The sequence below is a fragment of the Mycobacterium sp. NGS58 genome (assembly GCF_059812385.1).
Map to the genome: position 1 here is coordinate 1 of NZ_JCALCO010000004.1, position 19806 is coordinate 19806.

Genomic DNA, 19806 nt, shown 5'->3' on the forward strand with positions numbered 1-19806 from the left:
CACCACCTGCCGCGGGACGCCATCCGCCGACGGGAACAGTGTTCGCAGGCTCTCGTGCCGACCCACCACATCGGCCAGCGCGGCCCCCAACGCCTCGGCATTCAGGCGCCCACTGAGCCGCAACGCCACCGCCATGTTGTACACCGCGGACGGGCCCTGCAACTGGTCGATGAACCACAACCGATTCTGCGCAAACGACAACGGCACCGCCGAAGGCCGCTCCACCGCCACCAGCGGCTCCAGCCCACTACCGTCGCCACCCAGTCGCGGTGCCAACTGGGCCACCGTGGGAGCCTCGAACAGCGTGCGCACCGAAAGATGGGCTTTCAGAGTCTTATTGGCCGCGGCGATGGCTCGCATCGCCGAGAGTGAATCGCCACCCACATCGAAGAACGACTCATCGACCCCGACCCGGTCCAAGCCCAAGACCTGGGCGAAGATCCCGGCCAAGATCTCCTCGACCGCGGTGGCCGGAGCCCGGTAATGATCGACATCGCCATACTCCGGCGCCGGCAACGCCCGCCGGTCCAGCTTGCCGTTGACCGTCAACGGCAACGCGTCAAGCACCACCACCGCCGCCGGCACCATGTACGCGGGCAGGCGCTCAGCCAGCTCTTCGCGGACCTGGGTCGCGTCCGCAGTACCCGTGATGTATCCGACCAACCGCTTGTCGCCGGGACGGTCCTCACGCGCGATCACCGCCGCCTGGTCAACACCCTCGACGCCGGCCAGGGCGGCCTGCACCTCACCCAGCTCGATGCGATAGCCACGGATCTTCACCTGATCATCCGCGCGGCCCAAATACTGCAACTGCCCGTCGGCGCCCCACCGCACCAAATCCCCGGTGCGATACATCCGTTGCCCCGCACCGAACGGACATGCCACGAACCGCGACGACGTCAAGCCCGGCCGGCGCGCATACCCGTAGGCCAGCCCGGCTCCGGCCACATACAGCTCGCCCACCACGCCGGCCGACACCCGGCGCAGCCCGGCGTCGAGCACGAACAGCGCAGCCCCGGCCACCGGAGAACCGATGGGCACCACCGGAGAGCCCGCCGACAGCGGCGCACTGGCCGCCGCATACACCGTCGCCTCGGTGGGGCCGTAGGCGTTGATCAGCACCCGATCCGGCGCCCAGCGATCCACCAACTCGACCGGACAGGCCTCACCGGCCACCACCAATGCCGCCGACTCCAGCCCCGCCGCCGGCAACACCCCCACCGCCGAGGGCGTCTGGTTCAAGACGGTGACCTGTTCGCGAATCAGCAAGGCGTGCAGGTCATCCGGTGACGCGGCCACCTCCTCGGGCACCACGACCAACCGCCCGCCATGCAACAACGCCCCGAAAATCTCGTACACCGACACGTCGAACACCAGCGAATGCCATTGCGACCACACCCGCCCGGCCCCGACCGCCAGACCACCGGCCTCGGTGTTCAACAGCTGGGCGACGCTGCGATGTGCAACTGCAACCCCTTTGGGCACACCGGTAGTGCCCGAGGTGTAAATCAGGTAAGCGACATCATCCGGCACCGGCGCCGCCGGCAACCCGGTGCTGAGCTGGCTGAGCACGGCCGGATCGTCGACATCGACGACCACCACCCCGGATTCGCCAAGCCGGTCGGCGAGCGTCCCCGTCGTCACCGCGGCGACCGGCGTGGCGTCGGCGACCATGAACTCGATCCGCGCCGCGGGCAGCGCGGGATCGATCGGAACGTAGGCGGCCCCGGTTTTCAGGATCCCCAGGATCGCCACGATCGCTTCGGCCGAGCGCGGCACCAACAGCGCCACACACTCCCCCGGGCCCGCTCCTAACCCAACCAACAAGTGCGCCAACCGATTCGAGGCCTCGTCCAGCTCCCGATAGGAGATGGAGCGGCCATCGCAGGTCAGCGCCAACGCGTCCGGCGTTCGCGCCACCTGTGCGGCAAACAACTCCGGAATCGACACCGACGCCGAAGGGCGGCCCAGCACCGCCAGATTGCCCCACTCATCCAGCCCGGTCCGCTCATCTTCATCGAGGAGGTCAAGCGACAACAACCGCCGAGTCGCATCGGAGGTCATGGCCACCAGCACGGTTTGCATTCGCGCGAAGAGCGACTTGACCCTGGCTGCGTCGAACACGTCGGCGTCGTACTCGACGCGCAGGCCCAATTCGGGACCTGGAATGGCGGCGACCGTCAGCGGGTAGTGGGTGGATTCGTGCATATGGAACGAGGTGATGGCCAAGTCCTGGCCGCCCACCAACGCGGCGGTGTCCACGGGGTAGTTTTCGAACACGAACAAGGTGTCGAACAGCTGGTCGTGTCCGGTGGCGCGGTGGATCTCGGCCAGCGCCAGATGCTGATGCTCCACCGTGTGGTTGTGGAAATCCTGCAGCCGATCCAGCAGGTCGGTGCCCGTGGTTGCCGCGCTGATGCGTGCCCGCATCGGGACCGTGTTGATCAACAGCCCCACCATCGAATCAGCACCGGCCACTTCCGCCGGCCGCCCCGACACCGCGGTGCCGAAGGCCACATCGTGCTGGCCGGTCAGCCACACCAGCACCTGCGCCCACGCCGCCTGCAGCACGACGTTGACAGTGGTGTGCTGCGTGCGCGCCAACTCGCCGACGGCGCGGGTGAGCTCCGCAGAGATCCAAAACGATTCAGCGCCTGGCGGTCCCGGCTCTAATCGCCCTGGCGGACTCACCAAGGTCGGGGTGTCGAGACCGGCCAGCACCTCACGCCAGGCCGCGTGGGCCGCATCGCGATCCCGCCCGGCCAGCCAGCCGACAAAATGGCGGTACGACGGCGCCGAGGGCAGCTGGCGTCCGTAGTAGCCGGCGAAGATTTCGCCCAGCAGGATCGGCAACGACCAGCCGTCCAGGACGATGTGGTGATTGGTCAGCACCAATCGGTGCCGGTCTTTCGCGGTCCGAATCAGCACCGCCCTGAATGACGGCGGGTCAGCCAGATCGCACACCGCGGCCCGTTCGGCAGCACCAATCTCCTCGACCCAGTCGTCGACGTCCAAGTCAGCGCCGTCCAGGTCGATGTACCGCCACGGCAGCACCGGATCGGCCGGGATGATCTGCACCGGCTCGTCGAAGTCCGCGCAGAATCGGGCCGCCAGGTTGGGATGCCGGGTCACCACCGTGTGCAGCGCCCCGCGTAGCCGATCCTGGTCGAGGGATCCGCTGAAAGTGATGTCGAGCTGCACCGCGTACACATCGTGGCCGCCCTGTGCGGTGCTGCTGTGGAACAGCAGTCCCTGCTGCAAGGGGGTCAGCGGCAACACATCAGCGATGCGGTACTGCTCCTGCAGCTCGTCGAGCTGGGGCTGGGTCAAACGAGCGGGAGCGACATCGGACGGCGTCCACCCGCCCCCGCCGCCGCGAACATGCGCGCAGATCCCGGCCAGGGCCTCAAACCACAACCGGCCCAGCCGGTCGACCTCTTCGCGGTCCACCGCCGATGGGGCCCACGTCCAGTTGGCGTGCAGCTGTGGACCGGATTCGGTGTCCACCGTGCCGGCGTTGAGCTCCACGGTGTGCGGCAACGGCATCGCCGCCGGCATCCCCGCGACGGCGCCGCTGAGCGACAGCCCGTCCCGGTGAACCCGCCATACATCGTCGAATACCTCGGCCGCCGAACCCAATCGGCCCAGATAGTTGAACCCGATCGCCGGGTCGGGGCCGGCCAGCTCGATGTCGGGATTCAAGTAGCGCAGCAAACCGTAACTCAACGGATCCGGCAGGGCGCGCAGCTGCTCCTTGGCGTCCTTGACCAACGCTCCCAGCGCCGCCTCACCGGCGACCACTTGTGCCCACGTCAACCCGCTGACGCGTAGCGCCGCGGGATATTTGGTGGTGAACCATCCCACGGTGCGCGTCAGGTCGACATCGGGGGCCAGCTCCTCGTGGCGTCCGTGTCCCTCCACGTCGATGCCGATCGGCGCGCCACGGCGCCCGGAAAACTCCGCGACTGCCAACGCGAAGGCGATCAGCAAAATGTCGTGCACCCCGGCATGAAATGCCGTCGGCACCTCGCCCAGCAGCACCCGGGTGGTCTCCGCGTCCAGCGACACGGACAAACGGCCGGCCGCGGCGAACGTGTCGACCCCGGGCCGCACCGCCGGCAGCACCGCCGGTGTGGCCGCCACCTGCCGCCACGTGTCGGCCTGATCGACGACCGCCGGCGTGCATGCGTGCTCGGCCAGCAGCGACGACCACCGGGCGAACGAGGTTCCCGCCGCCGGAAGAGCTATCGGCTGCCCGCCGCGGCGCTGGACCCACGCGAGGTTGAGGTCCTCCAGCAGAATCCGCCACGACACCCCGTCCACGGCCAGGTGGTGAATGATCAGCGCCAACTGACCAGTCGAGCCGGCCCACAGTGCGCTGAGCATCACCCCGGCGGCCGGGTTCAGCCTCGACCGCGCCTCGACCAGCGCCTCCTCGGACAACGCTTCCACCGCGCGCAGGCAATCGCCGGCATCCACCGAACCGGGTTCGGGAACCTGAAGCAACCAATTGCCCGCGCCGTCGTCCTCAGCGCGCAGCCGCAACATGCCATGGCGATCCAGCAGCGCCTGCAACATGGCCACCACATCGGGCTCGCTCACGCCGGGCGGGGCATGCACCACCACCGTCTGGTTGAACTGGTCAACCGGGCCACCGATGTCCTGCAGCGACCGCATGATCGGGGTCGCGATGACCGGCCCGACGCCCTCGTCAATGCCGCCGGCGTCGCCGCTGGCCACCGTGGCAACCCGGGCAAGCCGGGCCACCGTCTGCTCGACGAACACGTGACGGGGCCGAAACACCAGGCCGGCCGCCCGCGCCCGGGCCACCACCTGCATCGACAGAATGCTGTCCCCACCCAGCTCAAAGAACGACTCGTCGACGCCGACCCGCTCGAGTCCCAGCACCTGGGCGTAGATCCCGGCCAGGATCTCCTCGGTCGCGCTTGCCGGCGCCCGGTAACGGTCCCCGTGCTGGTACTCCGGCGCCGGCAACGCGCGGACATCGAGTTTGCCGTTGGTCGTCAGGGGCAGCGCGTCGAGGACCACCACCGCGGTCGGGACCATGTAGCCCGGCAGCCGCTCCGCCAGGTTCGCGCGCGCGGCGGCCGGGTCGGCGATACCGGTGACATAGCCGACCAGACGTTTGTCGCCGGGGCGGTCCTCACGGACGATCACCGCCGCCTGCTCGACCCCGTCGAGGCCGGCCAACGCCGCCTGCACTTCACCCAGCTCGATGCGGTACCCGCGAATCTTGACCTGCTCGTCGGCGCGCCCGACATACCGCAGCTGCCCGTCAGCGCCCCAGCACACCAGGTCGCCGGTGCGATACATGCGCTGTCCCGCGCCCCCAAACGGGCACGCCACGAATCGCGACGCACTCAGGCCGGCCCGGTCCGCATACCCATAGGCCAGCCCGGCACCGGCGACATACAACTCACCCACCGCGCCGAACGGCACCGAATGCAACCACCCGTCCAGTACGAACAGGGCCGCACCGGGTACCGGCCGACCGATCGGCACCGACCCTGCCTCCGCCGACCCCGCCTCGAGCGGCGCGCTGATTGCCACGACCATCGTCGTCTCGGTCGGGCCGTAGGCGTTGCGCATCGTCCGTCCCGGTGCCCACCGATCCACCAACTCGGCCGGGCATGGCTCGCCGGCGACCATGACCGCCATCGATGCCAAGCCCTGGGGCGACAACACCCCCAACGCCGACGGGGTTCGGGCGAGCGCGGTGACCTGCTCGGTCATGAGCAACGCGTGCAGGTCCGCCGGGGAACTGGCCACCTCTTCGGGCACCACCACCAGCCGCCCGCCACCGAGCAGCGAACCGAAGATCTCCCATACCGAGGAGTCGAACCCGTACGAGTGACACTGCGTCCACACCCCGGGCCTGGGCAGGTAGGTGTCCAGCACCTCGAGCAGCTGGGTGACGTTCCGGTGGCTCACAGCCACCCCCTTGGGCACGCCGGTGGTGCCCGAGGTGTAGATCAGGTAGGCGATGTCGTCGGGCGCGGGTGCCTGCAAGGGCGTGTCCGGGCAGGTCTCGATCCGAGGGTCATCGACATCGACGACGGGGACGCCGCATCCGTCCAGCCGGGGGCGCAGGCCCGACGAGGCGACCGCGACGGTCGGCGCGGCATCGTCGACCATGAATTCGATGCGCGCGTCGGGGTGCGCCGGGTCGATGGGCACATAGGCCGCACCGGTTTTGAGAACCGCCAACATCGCGACGACCGTCTTGGCCGAGCGCTCCAACAGCAACGCCACCCGATGTCCGGGACCCACACCGTCGGCGGCCAGGAGATGAGCCAGCCTGTTGGACGTCTCGTCGAGTTCCCTGTAAGACATCGAGCGGCCCTCATACGTCAGCGCCAACGCCTCCGGAGCGAGGGCCACTTGCGCAGCGAACAGCGTTGGGATCGAAGCCGACGTGCTCAGCGGCCGGGTCAACGCCACCTGGTTGCCCCAACCATCGAACCGGTCGTGCTCAGCGGCATCCAGCAGGTCGATCGTCGACAGCCGCCGCGTCGGGTCGACGGTCATGGCAGCCAAGACCCGATCCAGCCGTCTCGCCAGATCACGGACCTCGAAATTCCAGGACGACTGCCCGTTCGACGCCGTGCTGAGGAAAAGGTCGTCACCGGAGCTGGAGAACATCAGGCCGAAGCCGTCTACGACGCCGCTGTTGGTCAAAAAGGCCGAAGCCGAGACGCCGCCAAACGGCAGGGCGAATCGAGACGGCAGGAAGTTGACGGTCACCCTGTCGAATGACCGCCCATGCCCTCGCGCTTTGCGCTCGAGGGCTTCCACCGGAAACCTTTGGTGCCGCACCGCTTCCCGTATTCGGGTGTCCACGTATCCGCAGAAGTCGGCGACCGTGGACGTGGGCGACAGCCTCAACACCAGGGGGACAACTCCGGCGACCATCCCCGGAAGCGTTTTCGACTCCGGACGCACGCGCCTGCTGACGGGAAAATCGAGCACGACCTCTGACCCATCCGCGTGGTACCCGCGGACCAGAAGCGCGCATGCCGCGGTGACGACCGACGAGCGAGGCACATTCCACACCCGGCATAACTCGTCGATGCGCCGAATCGTCAAGGGGTTTAACCGAACCGGATCAGAAGGCGGCTCCGGCTCCCGCGTGCCCCCGGGCTGGGGCAGGCGATGCTGCTCTCCGCTCTGAGCCGGGAGATTCTGCGCCCAATAGCTCTGGTCTTCCAGATATTCCTTGGACGCCTCGTATTCCTGCTCGCAGTCAACCAAGTCCTGCAAGGAACCCAAGAGGGCACCAGGAATGGGCGCCCCGGAGACCACCGCGGAGTAGACGGCCGCAAGCCGCTGGCCGATCAGCGCTATGCCCGATCCATCCAGGACTATGTGGTGGACGCACCAGAACAGATAGAACTCATCGTGACGCACCTGAAAGAGCGCAAACTTGAAGAGCGGCCCGGTAAACGGCATCGGTGTGCTTTGTATTGACGACGCTATCCGTTGGGCCTCGTGCAGCGAATCGCTCGAGCAGGTCAGGTCATAGAAGTCGACCTTGACCTCCGGGTAGTCGATCACGCTTTGCACGACCTGGCCGTCCACCTCGAAGAAGGCGGCTCGCAGTGGCTCGGCTTCGCTTACGGATCGGCGGATCGCCCACTCGAGGGCTTCACGTTCTACCGGGCCCTCGAACTTCACGAACAGGCCCAGCTGCCACCCCGTGCCGAGTTGACCCGTCTCCTGCGCAAGCCAAATCTCTAGCTGTCCCCGCGTCAGTGGTAGTGCCCGGTCCCCAAGCACCATCGACTCCTTCAACTAACAGAACTGGTGATCAGAAGCCCGGCCCGGTTGGAAGACTCAACGGCCGCGTATTGCTCCGGTTCTGTTCGATGGAATCCAGACACGAAGCACGCTTCGCCACGCCGGAGGCCGGCCGGCAGCCGACTGGGGCGCCGCCCCACAGGCTGTGGTGCTCCACGTTGATGCCCAAGACCAGAAAGCTCCCCCGTACGGCTGTCGAACGGATCGATCCTCAAAAGTTCCTCCAGCCGACCGAAGGCGAGATGAAACCGCTCCAAACCATAGTGGAGGTGGTCACGGCCTGTACCGGTTTCGGCGAACATTCTGGCGTAGCTCTAAGAACGGTGGCGGAAGAATCGCGGCCGTTTGGTTTACGGTGCGCTGACGTGCAGCGATCGGCCGACGGCACCACTTATTTACCGGCCAGTAAATAGCGTCCTGGGAGCCCCCAAACGTTCGCTGACGGTGCGGCGACTCGCCGCCGCGGCAGCCAATTCGCCACTCTGCCCATCCCTGCGTGACCGCTTCGCCGCGCCGCGCACTGTTGCCCGATCCGCGCACGCCTGGCGCGCGCGGGGGTTATGAGACCGAGACGCAGGACGGGACACGCTCGCCCATCGGCCGGCGACGGCGGTACCCTTCGCGGGCGTAGGGTGCATTACGATCCAATATCGCGTTGGGAAAGTGCCGATACGGAGACCACGCGCGTGGTTTACTCGTCAGAATCAGGTCGCGGTCCCTGATGCGCTGCTGATTTGAGGTGATCGCCGCACGGCTGATCTGCGGCGTCCATGCTCGAAGTGCTTGCTCTTTGGTGGACCGCGTTTGATGTGTAAGTTGCAAGTTCGAACAACTGACATACGCCAGTGTGGACGCGGGTGGAAGGTTGGATGCGATGGTCGAGCAGGGGGTGCGAGACGTTGCTGGAGCCGACTCCGATGTCGCTGACACAACTCCCTTGCACACTGGACAAGAGCCCGGCAGCCGAGCCGGTCTCCCGCGAAGCGCGGGCCGGCCTCCCGCTGCGCCACCAACGCTGAGTGGATCTCGAGAGATCCGGCGAAATCGGGGGTTTTCGATTTTCAAAGTTCTGGGACGGCTGTGGGTGCCGCTGGTCATACTCGCCGTGGTTGTTGCAGGAGGCTTCACCGTGTCACGACTGCACGGCATCTTCGGCTCTGAGAAACAACTCTCGTACTCCGACACCAGGGTGAATGATTCCAAGCCCTTCAACCCCAAGCATCTGAGATACGAGGTCTTCGGCCCACCGGGGACCGTGGCCGCCATCAGCTACTTCGACGTCAATGGCGAACCCCAACACCTCAAGGCAGAAAGCCTGCCCTGGTCACTGGAGTTCGCCATCACCTCGGCGACGGCGGTCGGAAACGTTGTGGCCCAAGGCGATACCAACAGCATCGGCTGCCGCATTCTCGTCGACAATGTGGTCAAATCCGAAAAAACTACTCATGAAACGGCCGCATTCACCTTCTGCCTGCTGAAGTCAGCATGAGCCAGCCACGACTGCGCTACGAGCAGGCGTTGCGCGACGAGCAGGCCAGGCCGCCCTTCGCGCCGCGCACAATCCGTCGATTTTCAGTGCCCATCATTCTGGCTTGGGTGGCGCTCGTCGTAATCATGGGCATCACCATCCCTTCGTTGGAGAAGGTCGAGCAAACCCATTCAATATCGCTGGATCCCACCGATGCGCCCTCGTTCAAGGCGTCGAAGCGCATCGGTGACAAGTTCAAAGAGAATGACTCCGGCAGCGGCGCGATCATCGTCCTGGAGGGGCAGGAGCCACTCGGCGATGCCGCGCACAGCTACTACAACAACATAATCCGCCAGTTACAAGCCGATCCGAAACACGTCCAGCACATCCAGAATTTCTGGGGTGATCCGCTCACGGCGGGAGCTGCGCAAAGCGCCGACGGTAAAGCCGCGTACGTACAAGTGGCGGTGCGCGGGAACCCGGGCTCGAGCGAGGCGAACGACTCGACCTTGGCCCTCGAGCACGTTGTGGCGCGCACCCCGGCTCCGCCGGGCGTCAAGGCGTATGTCACCGGACCCGCGGCGATCGTCTCGGATATGGGCCACAGCGGTGACCGTACGGTCATCCTCATCACCGCGGTGAGCCTCGCGGTGATCTTCATTACGTTGCTTCTCGTCTACCGATCGATCGTCACCGTCATCGTCTTGTTACTGATGGTCGGGATAGAACTGCAGGTGGCCCGGGGAATCGTGGCGTTCCTTGGCGATCACGGAATTATTGGTCTCACGACGTTTGCGGTAAATCTGCTGGTGTCAATCGGCATCGCGGCGGGGACCGACTACGGAATCTTCTTCTTCGGTCGATATCACGAGGCCCGCCAGGCCGGCGAGGACCGAGAAACGGCCTACTACACGACATACCACGGCACGGCAAAGATTGTTCTAGCCTCCGGTTTGACCATCGCCGGGGCCCTCTTCTGCCTCAAATTCACCCGACTGCCCCATTTCCAGGCTCTGGCGGTGCCTTGCGCGCTCGGCGTGGTGGTCGCCGTCGCGGTAGCCCTCACGCTGGTTCCGGCGGTCCTTCACGTCGGCGGTCGCTTCGGCCTGTTCGACCCCAAACGACGCATTACGGCACACCGATGGCGGCGGATCGGCACCTCGATCGTGCGGTGGCCGGCCCCCATCCTCCTCGCGACTTTGGCGGTCGCGCTCGTCGGCCTGCTGACGCTGCCGGGCTACCGACCGAGCTACAACGACATGAACTACATCCCGTCGAACATTCCTGCCGCCCAGGGCTTCGCGGCCGCCAAGCGGCACTTTCCCCCGTCGCGGATGATGTCGCCCGAGATTTTGATGGTGGAGGCCGATCACGACCTCCGAAACTCGGCAGACGCATTGGTGCTGGACAAGCTCGCCAAGGGCGTCCTCGCAGTTCCAGGTATCTCCACCGTGCAGGGCCTCACGAGGCCTGAAGGCACACCGATCGCGCACACGTCGATCCCGTTCATGATCGGCATGCAGAACGCGGCACAGCTGGAGATCATGCCGTTCCAGAAGGAACGCATGAATGACATGCTCGTGCAGGCCGACGAGTTGGCAAAAATGATCGCCCTCATGCAGCACATGTACGGCCTGATGCAACAGCTCGTCGCGACCACCCATCACATGGTCGGCGAGACGCACGACATGCAGGCGATCACCAACGAGATGCGCGATCACATTTCGGATTTCGAGGACTTTTGGAGGCCGATCCGCAGCTATTTCTACTGGGAAAAGCACTGTTACGACATCCCGATCTGCTTTTCTCTGCGATCCATCTTCGACACACTCGATGGCGTCGACGAAATCACCGACAAATTGTCGGACTTGGTAAAAGACCTTGATCAGATAGACCTCATAATGCCGCAAATCGTCGCGCAGTTCCCGACGATGATCGAGACCATGCAGAGCATGCGAACCATGATGTTGACCATGCACAGCACCATGTCCGGGATCATGTCATCGATGGACGAGGCGACCAATAACTCGACGGCTATGGGTAAGGCGTTCGACGCCGCCAAGAACGACGATTCCTTCTATATCGCCCCCGAGGTCTTCAATAATGCGGACTTCAAACGGGTATTGGATATTTTCGTGTCGCCGGACGGCAAGGCCGCTCGGATGCTCATCACGCAAAAGGCCGATCCCGCGTCGCCCGAGGGCATCGGAAGGGTCGACGCGATTAAGAGCGCGGCGGAGGAAGCGCTCAAAGGCACTCCGCTGGAATCCGCCAGGGTATACCTGACCGGCACCGCGGCGTTCACCAAAGACATCATCGACGGCTCCAAGTACGACCTGCTGATTGCGGGAGTCGCGGCGTGCTGCCTGATTTTCATCATCATGCTGATCGTGACGCGAAGTTTCGTTGCCGCGTTGGTCATTGTGGGAACGGTATTGCTGTCGCTGGGTGCATCCTTCGGATTGTCCGTGCTGGTCTGGCAGTATTTACTCGGCGTACCAATACACTGGCTCGTCCTCATCATGGCCGTACTGGTGCTCCTGGCGGTGGGGTCTGACTACAACTTGTTGCTGGTAGCGCGTATGCAAGAGGAATTGGGCGCCGGCATCAAGACGGGCATCATCCGCGCGATGGGTGGCACCGGCAAGGTCGTGACAAATGCCGGTCTGGTGTTCGCATTCACGATGGCGTCAATGATCGTCAGCGACTTGGTCATCATCGGCCAGATCGGCACGACGATCGGGCTGGGCCTGCTGTTCGACACGCTGATCGTCCGTGCGTTCATGACCCCATCCATTGCCGCGCTGCTGGGACGCTGGTTCTGGTGGCCGCAACGAGTACGCCCCCGCCCCGCCAGCGCTTTGCTTCGCCCGACAGGATCCCGCCCGTTGGTCCGCGCCCTGCTGAAACAGCCTCCCGTCGGTAGCGGAATTCCCAGTTGATCGCCGCATGAGTACCAAATACTCTCGGGAGCCCGCGCTGGCGCGGATGATCCGCAGGTTGTCGGTGCCCATCATCTTGGCTTGGGTGGCGCTGACCGCGGTGGTGAGCCTGGCAGTTCCGTCGCTGGAGCATGTCGGGCAGAAGCATTCCGTGCCGCTGGCTCCTCAAGACGCGCCGGCGGTGCAGGCCATGAAGCGAATGGGCCGTGATTTCAAGGAATCCGACTCCGACAGTTTCGCGATGGTCGTGCTCGAGGCGAAGCAGCCGTTCGGCCCCGACGCTCACACGTACTACGACAAATTAGTTCGTGATCTCAGGGCCGATCCGAAGCACGTTCAGCATGTGCAGGACCTGTGGGGAGACCGCCTCACGGCAGGCGGCGCCCAGAGCCCCGATCGCATGGCCACGTATGTGCAAGTGAATCTGGCCGGTAACCAGGGCACGACGCTGGGACAGGAATCGGTGGCCGCGGTCCGGGACATCGTGGGCCGGACGCCGCCGCCACCGGGCGTCAAGGCCTACGTCACCGGTCCGGCAGCGCTTGTATCGGATATGCAGCGCAGTGGTGACAGATCCATCCTGAAGATGACCGCCATAGGCGCCGTGATCATCTTCCTGGTACTGCTTTTCGTCTATCGTTCGATCACCACCGTCGTTCTGTTGTTGCTCACGGTCGGGGTCGAAGTACTGGCGGCGCGGGGAATCGTCGCATTTCTCGGTAATAACAACATTTTGGTGCTCTCGACGTTCGCCACCAGCCTGCTCACGGCCCTCGCGATGGCAGCCGGAACCGACTACGCGATCTTCTTCCTCGGGCGATATCAAGAGGCCCGTCAGTCGGGTCAGGACCCGGAAACGGCGTACCACACCACCTACCGCGGCGTCACGCCCGTTGTCTTGGGATCTGGTTTGACGATCGCCGGCGCAATCATGTGCCTGAGCTTTACCCGAATGCCCATTTTCCAGACCATGGGCATGCCGTGCGCGGTGGGCATGGTCGTCGCGGTCGTGGTGGCGCTCACGCTGGTTCCAGCGGTTCTGACCCTGGGAAGTGGGTTCGGAATCTTCGACCCCAAGCGCGCGATCGGCTACGGCCGGTGGCGCAGGATCGGCACAGCGATCGTCCGCTGGCCCGGGCCGATCCTCGTCGCGACCATCGCGATCGCGCTGATCGGTCTGGCGACGCTGCCGGGCTATAAAACCAGTTACAACGACAAGCTCTATATCCCTAAAGACATCCCTGCGAATGTCGGGTATGCGGCCGCGGATCGGCACTTTTCGCAGTCCCGAATGATGCCCGAAATCTTGCTGCTCGAATCGAATCACGACATGCGTAACCCAGCTGACTTTCTGGTGTTGCACAGGGTGGCCAAGGCGATCTTCCGAGTTCCCGGCATTTCTCGGGTGCAGGGCATAACGCGGCCCGAGGGTACCCCGATCGAACACACCTCCATCCCCTTCTTGCTCAGCCTGAAAAACGCGACTCAGCTTCAATACGAGCAATACATGCAGATGCGCGCCGATGACATGCTCAAACAAGCGGACATGATGTCGACGCAGATCGCGACGATGAAACGCCTGTACGCATTGCAATCGCAACTCACCGACATCACCCATCACTCGATCGGCGTCACCAAAGAGATGGTCGGCGTGGTGAATGAGTTGAGGGACCACGTTTCGGACTTTGAAGATTTCTTCCGACCGATTCGCAGCTACTTCTATTGGGAAAAGCATTGCTACGACATTCCGATTTGCAACTCGTTCAGAGCGGTATTCGACACGATCGACGGTATTGACGAGCTCGGCGACAAGATGGAAGACCTTGTCAAGGATCTCGACAACATGGACGCTCTGTTGCCGGAGTTGCTCGCGCAATATCCCCCGATGATCGCGATGGCCGAAGACGCCAGGAACATGATCCTGAGGATGCACAGCACGATGGCCGGGATGCTCGGCGGGATGGACGAATCGAGCTCGAACACCACTGCCATGGGAGAGGCGTTCGACGCGGCCAAGAACGACGATTCCTTCTACCTGCCGCCGGAAGTGTTCGACAACCCGGACTTCAAGAAGGCGATGGAGTCGTTCTTGTCTCCGGATGGGAAGGCCGCGCGGTTCATCATTTCGCACCGGGGCGACCCCGCCACGCCCGAGGGCATAGCGAGGATCGACAAGATCAAAACGGCGGCCGAAGAGGCGCTCAAGACGACGCCCCTCGAGAGTGCCAACGTCTATCTCGCCGGGACGGCGTCGACCTTCAAGGACTTCCACGACGGGGCGAAATACGACCTGTATATCGCGGGAATCGGTGCGCTCTGCCTCATCTTCATCATCATGCTTGTCCTCACCCGAAGCTTTGTGGCCGCGCTGGTCATCGTCGGCACGGTGGCGCTGTCGTTGGGCGCGTCGTTCGGCCTGTCGGTGCTGATTTGGCAGTACGTTCTGGGCTTCAAATTGCACTGGATGGTGCTTCCGATGTCCGTCATCGTCCTTTTGGCGGTGGGGTCTGACTACAACCTGCTGCTGGTGTCCCGGATGAAAGAGGAAATAGCCAGCGGCATCAACACCGGCATCATTCGCGCGATGGCCGGTACCGGCAAGGTCGTGACGAATGCGGGCCTGGTCTTCGCCTTCACCATGGCATCGATGGCGGCGAGCGATTTGCGGATTATCGGTCAGGTCGGCACGACCATCGGCCTGGGCTTGCTGTTCGACACCCTGGTCGTCCGCTCGTTCATGACACCGTCCATCGCCGCGCTGCTGGGACGCTGGTTCTGGTGGCCGCAGATCGTTCGCCCTCGTCCGCCCAGCCGGATGCTTCGTTCCCGGCCGCCGCGGCCGGTCGTGCGCGAACTGCTCGGGGAGAAGTTCGGCGGCGACGACGCGGTCACCGCTCCGATTCCGAGGCCTACGAGGCTTCCGTCCTACTAGTCAGGGCCGCCGGCGCCGGCTCGTTGCTCGTTCCGACACATGGTTGCCGGTCAGCCGGCGACCGCTCCGGGCTCGAAGTAGGGTGCACCGTATTCGGTGATCGGCTGGAAACCGCGCTTGCGCGCTTTCTCCGCGGCCTTGCGGATCAGCGCATAGATTCCGACGAACGCCGCGTGATCGGTCATCACAAACGGTGTCAGCAGGCGGTTGTGCACCAGCGAGAAAGCCACCCCGCTTGCCGGATCGGTCCAGCCGAGGGAACCACCCAGGCCGACGTGACCGAAGCCGGGCATCACGCTCCCGATCGGCAGGCTGTGGTAGCCCAGGTGGAAAGCCAATGGAACGTAGAGGTTACGGTCCGGCCGCAGGCTCCGCTCCCCTGTGAGACCCGCGACCAACTGGCGGGAAAGGAATCGCGTGCCGTCGACCTCGCCGCCGTTGGCGATGGCGCCGTACATCCGGGCCAGGCCGCGCGCCGTCGCTACGCCGTTCGCCGCCGGGATCTCCGCGTCCAGCAGCGGAGTGTCGCCCCGAACGGCGCCCATGAGGCCTTTGAAGTACATCGACCGGTACGCCCCGGATATCTCGTTGGCGACCGTGCGCGTCACATAGCTCAGGACGGGGTTTCTGATCATGCTTTGCGGGCCGATGATCTCGGCGACCCGGGTCGGCGCCTCGACCGGCGGCCGGCCGAGGTGCAGGCCGTCGATGTCCAACGGCTGGGCGAGTTCCTCGCGGATCAGGGTGCCCATGCCTTTCCCCGTCACGGCGCGGCCCAGGCCCGACATCAGCCAGCCGAAGGTCAGCGCATGGTATGCCGATTTGCCCAGTAGCCGCCCGGGGGCCGCCGCGGCCAGCTTTTCCTCCATCACGACGTGATCGAGCAGGTCCTCCATGGTGGCCCCACGCAGGCCCGACAGGCCGGCCTGGTGTCGCATCACCTGGCGCACGGTCAGCTCGGCCTTGCCGTTCGCCCCGAATTCCGGCCAATACTCGGCGACGGGGGCTTCGTAGTCGATCAGCCCGCGGTCCGCGAGCCGGTGGATGACGGTCGAGGCCATTCCCTTGGTTGCCGAGAACACCATCGGGGCGGTGTCCGCCGTCCACGGCTGCTGTCCGCCGCGGTCGGCCCAACCGGCCCAGACGTCCACGACGGGTTGGCCGTCGAGATACACCGCAAGAGCGCCGCCGCCGAAACGGCGGGCGGGAAACATGGTGGCAAAGCTGCGAACGACGCATCCAAAGTGTGAGTCCGCCGCGCCGGACACACGATGACCTGCGTCAAGGTCATCGTGGACAGGGACCGCGCGGCGATCGACTCGGGTTTCCACCGTCACATTTTCGAATTTACTTGGATTTCACACCGGGCAGGAGCGTAATCAGATTGTTTATCTATCCGTTATTCTGACGCTGCCGATAATATTTGCTGGGCCGCCAGCGCCGGGGTTAGCTCTCCCGCCTTGACCTGCCGTTCGATCTTGGCGCGCATCTTACGAACCTTCGGGCTGGACAACAGCCGGTCCAGCACCGTGTCGCGCACCATCTGCCAGGTCCAGTCGACCAGCTGGGCCCGCCGGCGCGCCTCGAATTCCCCCGCCTCGGTGAGGACCTGCCGATGACGTTCGATGGTGTCCCACAGTTCCTTGAGGCCGGTCCCCTCGGCCGCGCTCATCGTGAGAACGGGTGGCCGCCAAAGGGTTTCGCGCGGATGTATCAACCGAATGGCCCCGGCCAGCTCGCGCGCCGCCGACCGGGCTTCCGCGAGGTGATCCCCGTCAGCCTTATTCACCACGACGACATCGGCCAACTCGAGCACGCCCTTTTTGATGCCCTGGAGCTGATCGCCACCGCGCGCCAGGGTCAGCAACACGAAGGTGTCTACCATGTTCGCCACGGTCACCTCGGACTGACCGACCCCGACGGTCTCGATCAGGATCACGTCGAACCCGGCGGCCGCCAGCAGGACCGCCGCTTCGCGGGTGGCCTTGGCCACCCCGCCCAGGGTGCCCGACGTGGGCGACGGCCGAATGTATGCATCCGGGTGCATCGCCAGCCGCGCCATCCGGGTCTTGTCGCCCAGAATCGAGCCGCCGGTGCGAGTCGACGACGGATCGACGGCCAACACCGCCACTCGATGGCCCAGTTCGATCAAATGCATGCCGAGGGCCTCGATGCTGGTGGACTTGCCCACCCCGGGGATTCCGGTGATGCCGACCCGATACGCAGCACCGGCGTCCGGCGTTAGCTTCAGCAGCAGCTGTTGGGCCTTCTCGCGATGGTCGGCCCGGGTGGACTCCAGCAGCGTGATCGCCCGTGGCAACGCCGCGCGGTCGCCGTTGCGAACCGCCTCGGCCAATTGCTCCACGGAGCCGTTCCGTTCGGACGCCATTTAGTCGAGTGTGTAACCCAGCCGGTCGGCGAGCTTGTGCAGCAAGCCGATTGCGGCGTCGGCGATCACCGTCCCGGGCGGGAAGATGGCGGCGGCCCCGGCCTCGTACAGCGCGTCGAAGTCGCCCGGCGGGATGACGCCGCCGACCACCACCATGATGTCGGGCCGCCCGACCTCGGCCAGCGCGTCGCGCAGCGCGGGCACCAGCGTCAGGTGACCGGCGGCCAGCGAGGACACCCCGACCACGTGCACGTCGTTGTCGGCAGCCTGGCGGGCCACCTCCTCGGGCGTGGAGAACAGCGAACCGACGTCGACGTCGAATCCGATGTCGGCGAACGCCGTCGCGATCACCTTCTGGCCGCGGTCGTGGCCGTCCTGGCCCATCTTGGCGACCAGGATCCTGGGGCGCCGGCCGTCGGCTTCGGCGAACTTCTCGACGAGCTCGGTGGCGGTGTCCATGTTTCCGGCCTTTCCAGCTTCGTCGCGGTAGACCCCGGCGATGGTACGGATCTCCGCCTGGTGCCGGCCATACACCTTCTCCAGGGCGTCGGAGATCTCGCCGACGGTGGCCTTGGCGCGGGCAGCGTCGATGGCCAGCGCGAGCAGGTTGTTGCCCAGCCCGTCCTCACCCGCGCGGCCGTGGGCGGCCGCCGCGCGCGACAGCTCCGCCAGCGCCGCGTCCACCGCCGACTGGTCGCGGGTTTCCCGCAGCTCCTTCAGCTTTGCCAGCTGCTCGGCGCGCACCCGGCTGTTCTCGACCTTGAGGACCTCGACCTCCTGGTCCTCTTCGACCTGGTACTTGTTGATCCCGATCACGGGCTGGATCCCCGAGTCGATGCGGGCCTGGGTGCGTGCGGCGGCCTCCTCGATGCGCAGCTTGGGAATGCCGTCGCTGATGGCCTGCGCCATGCCGCCGTGCTCGGCGACCTCGGCGATGTGGGCGCGGGCCTTTTGGGCGAGGTGATGGGTCAGCCATTCCACGTAATAAGAGCCCGCCCACGGGTCGATCGGGCGCGTCGTGCCCGACTCCTGCTGCAGCACCAGCTGCGTGTTGCGGGCGATACGGGCCGAGAAGTCAGTGGGCAGCGCGAGCGCCTCGTCCAGGGCGTTGGTATGCAGCGACTGCGTGTGCCCCTGCGTTGCGGCCATCGCCTCGATGCAGGTGCGCGCGACGTTGTTGAAGGCATCCTGTGCGGTCAGCGACCAACCGGAGGTCTGCGAATGTGTGCGCAGCGACAGCGATTTCGCGTTCTTCGGGTTGAACTGCGAGACCAGCTCGCTCCACAAGAGCCGGCCCGCCCGCAGCTTGGCGACCTCCATGAAGAAGTTCATCCCGATGCCCCAGAAGAAAGACAGCCGGGGTGCGAACTTGTCGATGTCCAGGTCGGCATCCAAGCCCGCCTTGATGTAGTCGACCCCGTCGGCCAGCGTGTAGGCCAACTCCAGATCGGCTGTGGCACCGGCCTCCTGGATGTGGTAGCCCGAGATCGAGATGGAGTTGAACTTGGGCATTTTAGAGCTGGTGTAGGCGAAGATGTCGGAGATGATGCGCATCGACGGCTTGGGCGGATAGATGTAGGTGTTGCGCACCATGAACTCTTTGAGGATGTCGTTCTGAATGGTGCCGGCCAGCTTCTCCGGCGCAACGCCTTGCTCCTCCGCGGCCACCACGTACAGCGCCAGGATCGGCAGCACCGCGCCGTTCATGGTCATCGACACCGACACCGTCGACAGGTCGATGCCGTCAAACAGCTGGCGCATGTCGAGAATGGAATCGATTGCCACACCGGCCATTCCGACGTCACCCTGCACCCGGGGGTGATCGGAGTCGTAACCGCGGTGGGTGGCCAGGTCGAAGGCCACCGACAGACCCTTCTGGCCCGCGGCCAGGTTGCGCCGGTAGAAGGCGTTGGACTCCGCGGCGGTGGAGAAGCCGGCGTACTGCCGAATAGTCCACGGCTGGTTCACATACATCGTCGGGTAAGGGCCGCGCACGAACGGCGGTTCGCCCGGGAAGCTGTGCAGCGGATACCCTTCGGCTTCGACGGCCGCACGGTCGGCGCCGATGTACACCGGTTTGACGTCGATATCTTCCGGTGTCTGCCATGTGAGTTGGTCGGGTGTGTACAAATGCGCGGCCGCGGCCGCCGCCACGTGTTCGGCGACCGCGGCCTCGGTCGCCGGCGTGACAGTCCGCTCGCTGCGCAGCGGCACATCGGCGAAGCTGCCAACCGCAGGTGCAGTGGTCGTCATCGTA

The 19806-nt window shown here is 65.1% G+C and carries 8 protein-coding genes; 3 read left to right on the top strand and 5 right to left on the bottom strand.

Translation table 11 applies throughout. The features are described 5' to 3' along the window. Both AC5Y4H_RS05290 and AC5Y4H_RS05295 read right to left on the bottom strand, forming a co-directional pair. The coding region (locus AC5Y4H_RS05290) for an amino acid adenylation domain-containing protein (RefSeq protein ID WP_499979207.1) at window positions 1-7800 on the bottom strand (7800 nt) is incomplete at its 3' end. A 28-nt stretch (window positions 7801-7828) separates the two neighbouring features. Beyond that, entirely contained in the window at window positions 7829-8023 is a 195-nt protein-coding gene (locus tag AC5Y4H_RS05295) for an MbtH family NRPS accessory protein (protein WP_499979552.1), read from the bottom strand. A gap of 864 nt (window positions 8024-8887) precedes the next feature. On the opposite strand from AC5Y4H_RS05295, the gene AC5Y4H_RS05300 reads away from it, so the two are divergent. The 3 genes from AC5Y4H_RS05300 to AC5Y4H_RS05310 are packed head-to-tail and all read left to right on the top strand — an operon-like array spanning window position 8888 to window position 15160. Further along, window positions 8888-9307: an MmpS family transport accessory protein gene (locus tag AC5Y4H_RS05300; RefSeq protein WP_499979554.1), complete on the top strand. Its 420-nt coding sequence runs from the start codon at window positions 8888-8890 to the stop codon at window positions 9305-9307. Next, window positions 9304-12228 (top strand): MMPL/RND family transporter, encoded by a 2925-nt coding sequence (locus AC5Y4H_RS05305; RefSeq protein WP_499979208.1) that lies wholly within the window; start codon window positions 9304-9306, stop codon window positions 12226-12228. Before AC5Y4H_RS05300 ends, AC5Y4H_RS05305 begins: the two co-directional genes overlap by 4 nt. Before the next feature lie 7 nt (window positions 12229-12235). Beyond that, on the top strand, window positions 12236-15160 hold the full coding sequence (locus AC5Y4H_RS05310; RefSeq protein WP_499979210.1) for an MMPL/RND family transporter: 2925 nt from the start codon (window positions 12236-12238) through the stop codon (window positions 15158-15160). Window positions 15161-15210: 50 nt separating this feature from the next. Here the strand turns inward: AC5Y4H_RS05310 and lipL are convergent, their stop codons facing one another. From lipL to scpA, 3 genes are all read right to left on the bottom strand, one after another. Further along, entirely contained in the window at window positions 15211-16497 is a 1287-nt protein-coding gene (gene lipL, locus AC5Y4H_RS05315; protein WP_499979211.1) for an esterase/beta-lactamase LipL, read from the bottom strand. Between the two features lie 62 nt (window positions 16498-16559). Then, window positions 16560-17549 (bottom strand): methylmalonyl Co-A mutase-associated GTPase MeaB, encoded by a 990-nt coding sequence (gene meaB / locus AC5Y4H_RS05320; RefSeq protein ID WP_499979213.1) that lies wholly within the window; start codon window positions 17547-17549, stop codon window positions 16560-16562. Further along, window positions 17550-19802 (bottom strand): methylmalonyl-CoA mutase, encoded by a 2253-nt coding sequence (gene scpA, locus AC5Y4H_RS05325; protein WP_499979214.1) that lies wholly within the window; start codon window positions 19800-19802, stop codon window positions 17550-17552. Window positions 19803-19806: the final 4 nt, after the last annotated feature.